Genomic DNA, 8037 nt, shown 5'->3' with positions numbered 1-8037 from the left:
TCAATACCCTGTGGCCGCTGTTCGGCATCTCCAACCAGATGCTGGCCGGTATCGCCCTGATGCTCGGCACCGTGGTGCTGATCAAGATGAAGCGCCAGCGCTATGTCTGGGTCACCCTGCTGCCGGCTGTGTGGCTGCTGATCTGCACCACCACCGCGGGCCTGATCAAGCTGTTCGACCCGAACCCGGCGGTGGGCTTCCTGGCCCTGGCCAACAAGTACAGCACCGCGCTGGACGCCGGCCAGGTACTGGCGCCGGCCAAGGACCTGGCGCAGATGCAGCACGTGGTGTTCAATGCCTACACCAACGCGGGCCTGACCGTGCTGTTCCTGGTGGTGGTGTTCAGCGTGCTGTTCTTCGCCATCAAGGTCGGCTTCGCCGCCCTGGGCCGCAAGGAGCGCACCGACAAGGAAACCCCGTTCCAGGCGCTGCCTGACGCGTAACGAAGAGGAATACCGCGATGTTCAACGACCTGGGGCGACTGGGTAAGTACCTGGGGCAGGCAGCCCGCCTGATGGTCGGCATGCCCGACTACGACAACTATGTCGAGCACATGCAGGCCAAGCATCCGGACAAGCCGGTGATGAGCTACGAGGCGTTCTTCAGGGAGCGCCAGGAAGCCCGTTACGGTGGCAAGTCCGGGCCCAAGTGTTGTTGACCCCGCGACATGCATGAACCTGTGGGAGCCCGGGTAACCTGGCTCCCACAGTCATTTTCGGCTTCATGGAGGCAACTGCGTGCAAACGCCCATTCCCGTTACTGTCCTGACCGGCTTTCTCGGTGCCGGCAAGACCACCTTGCTCAAGCACATGCTCAAGGCCGAGCACGGCCTGAAGATCGCTGTGATCGAGAACGAGTTCAGCGAGGCCGGCATCGACAGCCAATTGCTGGGCGACGAGCCGGTGCAGGTCATGACCCTGGCCAACGGCTGCGTATGCTGCAGCATCCACGGCGACCTGACCCGTGCCCTGTACCTGCTGCTCGAACGCCTGGACGCCGGCGAGATCGCCTTCGACCGCCTGGTGATCGAGTGCACCGGCCTTGCCGACCCGGCACCTGTGGCGCAGACCTTCTTCATCGATGAGGAGCTGCGCGAGCGCTATATCCTCGACGGCATCATCACCCTGGTCGATGCTGCCCATGCCGAGCTGCACCTGACCCAGGCCATCGCCCAGGCCCAGGTGGGCTTCGCCGACCGCCTGCTGCTGAGCAAGACCGACCTGGTCGAGCCTGGCGCCGTCGAGGCCCTGCAGGAGCGCCTGGCCCGCATCAACGGTCGCGCCGCGATCCGTGTGGTCGAACACGGCCGCATCGACCTGGCCGAGTTGCTCGACGTGCGCGGGTTCAACCTCAACACCGACCTGGGTGGCAGCCTCAAGCCAGCCCTGCGCCCAGTCCTCAAGCCTGCCACGCCGGACCGTATCTCCACCCTGGTGCTGCGTAGCGAGACGCCGTTGGACATCGACCGTCTCAGTGACTTCATGAACGAGTTGCTGGAAAACCACGGCAAGCAGCTGCTGCGCTACAAGGGCGTGCTGAACATCGCCGGCGAAGAGCGTCGCCTGGTATTCCAGGGCGTGCTCAAGCTGTATGGCTTCGACTGGGATACCGAGTGGGCTGAAGGAGAGGTGCGGGAAAGCGTGATGGTGTTCATTGGCGATGAACTGCCGGAGGAGACGATCCGGGAAGGATTCGCTGCGTTGAGCTAATGGCCTCGTGGGCTTGGGTCGCCTCTGCACCAGGGCGGTTAGTCAGCCTTCGTCCGGCTCATTTTTATATTCGAGGATATTGATCCTGATCGGCAGAAACTGGTCGTGCTTGGCGAACAGGTACATGTGCTTGGAGTCATGCCGCCGCTGGCGATGCAAGCATTTGCCGGAGCTTCGTTCACGCAGCAGGCAGATGAGTGGGTTGATGGGCTTATCCGTCAGGGTGATCTCCCCCTGGGGACCTACCATCTCGAAGTAGGAAGGCGTGACATCTTCGGGCCTGTATACGGCAATGGCCCCGTTGTCGTCTCGACAGAGACACTTGCCGAAGTGATTGCCTGGCGAGTGGACGGACAAGGTGTAGCCTTTGTCCGTATGACGGAAATAGACCTTCATGGGGCGCTGGGGCACAGAGGCTGCTTGGTGACAGAGCAGGTGCGAGTCGTCCCGTTCGTTGAAGCGTCCACTGAAGACGCCGCCTCCCGTGCCGGGAAGGATGACTTTGGCAGGCTTGCCCAGCAAGGTTTCAAGCAGGTTGAGATCAGCACCCTGGCTGCTGATTTCGGCAATGAACGATAGCTGGCGGTGGGTTGGCATGACGCATCTCCTCGGGGTGATGGATGCCTACCTTAAGGTGGTCATGAGTACTGGGCGCAGCGGGAATCCGTTCATTCCTGGCCTTGCTCGGCCAGTCTCGTGAGCGAGAGCGTTCAGCCGTCAGCGATGGGGTTGTGTCCACAATCAAAAAGCCCGGTACTAGACCGGGCTTCTCACATCAGGCAATCGCCAATTTAGTTGCCGTACACCGGCAGCTTCTTGCAGATGGCCTTGACCTTCTCACGCACGGCGTCGATCACCGCTTCGTTGTTCAGGTCGGCGAGGATGTCGCAGATCCAGCCGGCCAGCTCGCGGCACTCGGCTTCCTTGAAACCACGGGTGGTGACGGCCGGGGTGCCGATGCGCAGGCCCGAGGTGACGAACGGCGAACGTGGGTCGTTCGGTACCGAGTTCTTGTTCACGGTGATGTAGGCTCGGCCCAAGGCAGCGTCTGCGTCCTTGCCGGTGATGTCCTGCTTGATCAGCGACAGCAGGAACAGGTGGTTCTGGGTGCCGCCGGAGACGACGTCGAAACCACGCTCGATGAACACGCCGGCCATGGCCTGGGCGTTCTTCACCACTTGCTGCTGGTAGGCCTTGAACTCAGGCTGCAGCGCTTCCTTGAAGCAGATCGCCTTGCCGGCGATGACGTGCTCCAGCGGACCGCCCTGGGCGCCCGGGAAGACCGCGGAGTTGAGCTTCTTCTCGATCTCTTCGTTCTTGCGCGCCAGGATCAGGCCGCCACGCGGACCGCGCAGGGTCTTGTGGGTGGTGGTGGTGACCACGTCGGCGAACGGGACCGGGTTCGGGTAGATGCCAGCAGCGACCAGGCCGGCCACGTGGGCCATGTCGACGAACAGGTAGGCACCGACCTTGTCGGCGATCTCACGGAAGCGCGGGAAGTCCAGGACCTGGGAGTAGGCGGAGAAGCCGGCGACGATCATCTTCGGCTTGTGCTCCAGGGCCAGGCGCTCGACTTCGTCGTAGTCGATCAGGCCGTTGGCGTCGATGCCGTACTGCACGGCGTTGTACAGCTTGCCGGAGGAGCTGACGCTGGCGCCGTGGGTCAGGTGGCCGCCGTGGGCCAGGCTCATGCCCAGGAGGGTGTCGCCGGCCTGCAGCAGGGCCAGGTAGACGGCGGCGTTGGCCTGGGAGCCGGCGTGCGGCTGGACGTTGGCGTAGTCGGCGCCGAACAGTTGCTTGGCGCGGTCGATGGCCAGTTGCTCGATCACGTCGACGTGCTCGCAACCGCCGTAGTAGCGCTTGCCCGGGTAGCCTTCGGCGTACTTGTTGGTCAGTACCGAACCCTGGGCCTCCATGACGGCCGGGCTGGTGTAGTTTTCCGAAGCGATCAGCTCGATATGCTCTTCCTGGCGCTGAGCTTCCTGCTGCATGGCTTCGAAGAGCTCGGCGTCGTACTTGGCAATGGTCAAATCACGGCTGAACATGGCGGTCCTCAAGGATCGGGCTGAATTGGGGGGGCATTCTAACCCATTGGCCCTGGCCTGGCATATGAAGAGGCGTCATGTCGCGGACCAATGGAATTCACGACGACCAAGCGGCGAGCTGCAAGCTACAAGAGGGGTCGCTGCTGAACCTGTGGGACATCTGCCTCATCGGCGGCGCGCACGGCTTTTTCTTGCAGCTCACTGAAACACGAACAGCGTCTCGTTGCTGAATTGCGCTTCGAACTGGTGGGCCGGCATCGGCCGGCCGAACAGGTAGCCCTGTACTTCGTCGCAGTCGTGCTCGCGCAGGAACTCCAGTTGCTCATGGGTTTCCACACCCTCGGCGATCACCGCCAGGTTCAGGCTGTGGGCCATGGCGATGATCGCCCGGGCGATCTGCGCGTCCTGCTCGCCCTCGGGCAGGCCGTCGACGAAGGTGCGGTCGATCTTCAGCACGTCGATGGGGAACTGCTTGAGGTAGTTGAGCGATGAATAACCCGTGCCGAAGTCGTCGACCGCAATGCTCAGGCCCAGCTTCTTCAGGCTGTCGAGGATCTGCATGGCCTCGTTGACCTCGCGCATCAGAATGCTTTCGGTCAGCTCCAGCTCCAGGCAGGCCGGCGGCAGGCCGGTTTCCTCCAGGATGGTGGCGATGCGGGTGCCCAACTGGCCATCGGAGAACTGCCGCGCCGAAATGTTCACCGACACCTTCGGCACCCGCACCCTGGCCTTGTGCCAGGCCTTGAGCTGGCGGCTGGCCTCGCGCAGTACCCAGTCGCCGACATCCACCACCAGGCCCAGCTCCTCGATCACCGGGATGAAGTCGCCCGGCGGTACCAGGCCGCGGCGCGGGTGGCGCCAGCGCAGCAGCGCCTCGGCACCGGTCAGGCGCTTGCCGTCGCCGCTGAACTGCGGTTGGTAGTAGAGCATGAACTCGTTCTGCTCCAAGGCATGGCGCAGGTCGCTTTCTAGCTCCAGGCGCTCCAGGGCGCTGGCGTTCATGTCGGCCTGGTAGAACTGGAAATTGTTCTTGCCGCGCTCCTTGGCGTGGTACATGGCCGTGTCAGCGTTCTTCATCAACTGGCTGAGCTCGCTGCCATCCTGCGGGCTGAGGGCGATGCCGATGCTGGCAGTGACGAAGAACTCGCGGCCCTCCAGGACGAACGGCCGTACCAGGCTGCCGAGGATGTTCTCGGCCACGTGGATGGCGCGGTTCAAGGCCATCTCGCGGCTCGCCCTGGGTTGCAGCAGCAGGGTGAACTCGTCGCCACCCATGCGTGCCACGGTATCGTCGTCGTCGACACAGGCCAACAGGCGCTGGGCCATGTCCTTGAGCATGCGGTCGCCCGCCGCGTGGCCCAGGGAGTCGTTGATCGGCTTGAAACGGTCCAGGTCGAGGAACATCAGTACCACCCACGCCTTGTGCCGCTCGGCCTGCTGCAGGGCGGTATGGAGCCGGTCCTGGAACAGAGTACGGTTGGGCAGGTGGGTCAATGCGTCGTAGTACGCCAGGCGGTGGATACGCTGCTCGCTGGCCTTGCGTTCGCTGATGTCGGTGAAGAAGCACACATAGCTGGCCAGGTCGCCTTCCTCGTCGAGCACCGCTGTGATGCCGACCCACGCTGGATACGGCTCGCCGTTGCGCCGCTTGAGCCATACCTCGCCTTCCCAGCTGCCACGCTGGTGCAGTTGCTTGAGCACATAGCGCAGGTGCGCGTCCTGCTGTTCATCGACCGTGAGCATGCCCGGCAACTGGTCGAGCACCTCGCTGACCGCGTAGCCGCTGACGCGGCTGAAGGCCTCGTTGGCCTGGACGATGTAGCCGGCCGGGTCGGTGATGAGAATGGCCGAGGTCGAGTGTTCGAATACCGTCGCCGCCATGCGCAGGTCCTTCTCGGCGCGGCGCTGCTGGCTGATGTCGCGGCCGACGCCGAGCAGGCCCTCGAAGCACTCGTGCTCGTCCCACACCAGCACCAGGCGCAGTTCGATGGGGATCTTGCGGCCATCGGCGCGCAGGCAGTCGAACAGGAACATCTGGGTCGGCAGCTGGCTGCGCAGCTGGGCCAGCTGTTCGCTGTCGCCCAGGGCCTTGCTGACCCGCTCCATCAGGCTGTAGAGACCGGTGAGCTGGGCCGGGTTGGCGATGACCGACTGCCAGCCGTGCTGGAAGAACCACTCGGCCGGGTAGCCCAGCACGGCTTGCGCGGAAGGGCTGACGTAATCGAGTTGCAACTGGCTGTTGGTCGAGAAGATCACGTCGCTGATGCTTTCGGCCAGCATGCGATAGCGCTGTTCGCTGTCGCGCAGGGACTCGCTGGCCTCGATCTGCACCGTGACGTCCTTGCCCACGCCGATGATACGGGTGACCAGGCCGTCGGCATCGCGGGTCAGCACCTGTTCGCGGATGTCGTAGCAGCGCCAGTTGCCATCGCGGTGGCGAAAGCGCAACTGGCAGTGCAAGGAGTCGCTGTGGCCGGTGTCGCGCTGTTGGCGGCGCAGCGCGTGGTAGTGCTCGCTGTCCTCCGGGTGCAGCAACAGTTCCCAGAAGCGGTCGCCCATCTGTGTCAGCTCGGTGCGGTCGTAGCCGAGGGTTTGGCCGAGGTGGCGGTTGCTGAAGATCATCCGCTGGCTCTGCACGTCCTGCACGTACAACTGGTCGGGGACGGTGCGCACCACATCGGACCAGAAACTCTCGCGCTCAAGCAGCGACAGCTCGACCTGCTTGCGGCTGGTGATATCGCTGATGCTCAGGATCACCGCCTGGTAGTCCCGGCGCTGCTGGGGCAGGCGGGCCATCAGCCACAGGTGCAGTTCGCCGCCCAGGGGCGCGGGCAGGCAGACTTCCAGTTCCAGCAGGGGGCGTTGCTCGATCAGGGCGTCGATCAGCTGCATGCCGATGCTGTCGCGACCCTCGCCGCTGCCTGCGATCAGGCGCTGCCAGGCGCCTTCGTTGCATTCGACGTTGAGCAGTTGCCGGGCGACCTGGTTGATCTCGGTGATCTTCAGTTCCTGCAGTAGCGAGCGGCGCAGGCTGCCGTCCAGGGCCAGGCTCTGCTTGAGGGCGGCGCGGTTGCGCAGGTGGTAGCGGTCGAGCTGGCCGGGCAGGCTGGAGAGGTCGAGCACGCACAACGCCACGCCGGTGCCCTCGAAGATCTCCTGGTAGCGCCGGTGATCTTCCTGCAAGGCGCGCTGGCGGCGGCGCATGTTGATCAGGGCGAGCACCGGCAGCAAGGCACAGACCAGCACCAACAGGCACTTGCCGATCAGCGCCGGCAGCAGCGTCTCTCGGGCAAGGCCGGCATCGAACAGCCCACGCAGTTGCCAGGTGCTGTTGTCGAGCAAGGCCAGCATCACGCTTTGCAGGGGCTCGTCGCTGAGCAGGGTAGGCCTGTTGCGCGCAAGCACCTCGCCGCTGCGGCTGCTTTCCAGCAGCCACAGGGGATGGCCCGCACCTTCCAGACGGTGGGTCAGCGTCTTGTAGTAGTCGTTGGACAGGCGCAACAGCCAGTAGCCGCGATCCTGTTCGGCCGGCTGGCGCAGCAGCAGGTAGACCTGGCGGCTGTCTGCGGCGTCGCTGAAGAAATATGCACGTCCCTGGCTGAGTTGCAGGAGCTCGGCGATCAGTTGACGGTCGGGGGTGTTCGCGAGACTGTCGCGCCTGACCTGCCCGGCGCTGCCCAGCCAGGCCACGTGGTGCAGGCCGGGCAGGCGCTGCTGCAGGGTCTGCAGCAGCGAGGGCAGCGCCGCCGGTGTCGGCGCTTCGATGTAGGGTTGCAGCAGGTTCACCGCCTGTTGGGCCTGAAGCGCCATGTTCAGGGTCAGGTGGTCGGCCAGTTCCGCATTCGTCGCCAGGCTCCGTTGGCGAAGGTCGGCCTGGGTGTGACGGAACTGGGCGAACAATTGCCATAGCAGCAACCCCAGCAGGACCAAGGCCAGCAGGGCCAGCGTGCCCTTGAGCGAGCCGCGCAGGGCGCTGCTCGACGCAGGCAGGGCAGGGCGCAGGGATGACGGGTGGGTAAGATCGGTCAAGCGATGGTCCTGCGATTGGGCTGGCGATGGCAGGGGTGAGACAAAGCGGCAAGCTGCAAGCCAAAAGCCAAAGCAGCCTCTACGCCAATCTGCTTTTTCTTGCAGCTTGCAGCTAGTCACCGACTAGCATGCCCCCAATTATGGCAAAGTGCCAGCGGCTGTGTCTGCTGCCAGTGGTCGCTACCGCTGATCCTCGTTCGGCAAGTCCCTGCGACCTGTGCGAGAATGCCGCCGCTTCATAGTCAACGCATCGG

Annotated in this window: 6 protein-coding genes; 3 read left to right on the top strand and 3 right to left on the bottom strand. The window is 64.1% G+C overall.

Annotated elements, in window-relative coordinates; translation table 11 throughout:
• The 3 genes from WCE05_RS19900 to yjiA all read left to right on the top strand — a co-directional run.
• The coding region (locus tag WCE05_RS19900; protein ID WP_368816425.1) for a carbon starvation CstA 5TM domain-containing protein at positions 1-443 on the top strand (443 nt) is incomplete at its 5' end.
• Between the two features lie 17 nt (positions 444-460).
• Positions 461-658, top strand: coding sequence for a YbdD/YjiX family protein (locus WCE05_RS19895; protein ID WP_027918412.1), 198 nt, complete (start codon positions 461-463; stop codon positions 656-658).
• A 79-nt stretch (positions 659-737) separates the two neighbouring features.
• Positions 738-1709, top strand: coding sequence for a GTPase (yjiA, locus tag WCE05_RS19890; RefSeq protein ID WP_225790591.1), 972 nt, complete (start codon positions 738-740; stop codon positions 1707-1709).
• 42 nt (positions 1710-1751) lie between these two features.
• Here yjiA and WCE05_RS19885 read toward each other — a convergent pair whose 3' ends face one another.
• The 3 genes from WCE05_RS19885 to WCE05_RS19875 form a co-directional block, all read right to left on the bottom strand.
• Positions 1752-2306, bottom strand: a complete 555-nt coding sequence (locus WCE05_RS19885) for a hypothetical protein (protein ID WP_225790590.1) — start codon at positions 2304-2306, stop codon at positions 1752-1754.
• Between the two features lie 194 nt (positions 2307-2500).
• The gene (gene glyA / locus WCE05_RS19880; RefSeq protein WP_225790589.1) at positions 2501-3754 is read right to left on the bottom strand and encodes a serine hydroxymethyltransferase; all 1254 of its coding nucleotides are present in this window, start codon (positions 3752-3754) and stop codon (positions 2501-2503) included.
• 198 nt (positions 3755-3952) lie between these two features.
• Positions 3953-7783 (bottom strand): EAL domain-containing protein, encoded by a 3831-nt coding sequence (locus tag WCE05_RS19875; protein ID WP_368816424.1) that lies wholly within the window; start codon positions 7781-7783, stop codon positions 3953-3955.
• Positions 7784-8037 lie beyond the last annotated feature (254 nt).

Origin of the sequence: Pseudomonas sp. I2 (assembly GCF_040984075.1) — a bacterium.
Classification (GTDB): Bacteria; Pseudomonadota; Gammaproteobacteria; order Pseudomonadales; family Pseudomonadaceae; genus Aquipseudomonas; species Aquipseudomonas guariconensis_B.
Note: the sequence above shows the minus strand (reverse complement) of the source record. Positions and strands in the feature narration are given on the sequence as shown.

Excerpts from the sequence above, each read along its gene's own strand:
- WCE05_RS19885 (WP_225790590.1), bottom strand. The coding sequence starts at position 2,306 with ATGCCAACCCACCGCCAGCTATCGTTCATTGCCGAAATCAGCAGCCAG.
- WCE05_RS19895 (WP_027918412.1), top strand. The coding sequence starts at position 461 with ATGTTCAACGACCTGGGGCGACTGGGTAAGTACCTGGGGCAGGCAGCC.
- glyA (WP_225790589.1), bottom strand. The coding sequence starts at position 3,754 with ATGTTCAGCCGTGATTTGACCATTGCCAAGTACGACGCCGAGCTCTTC.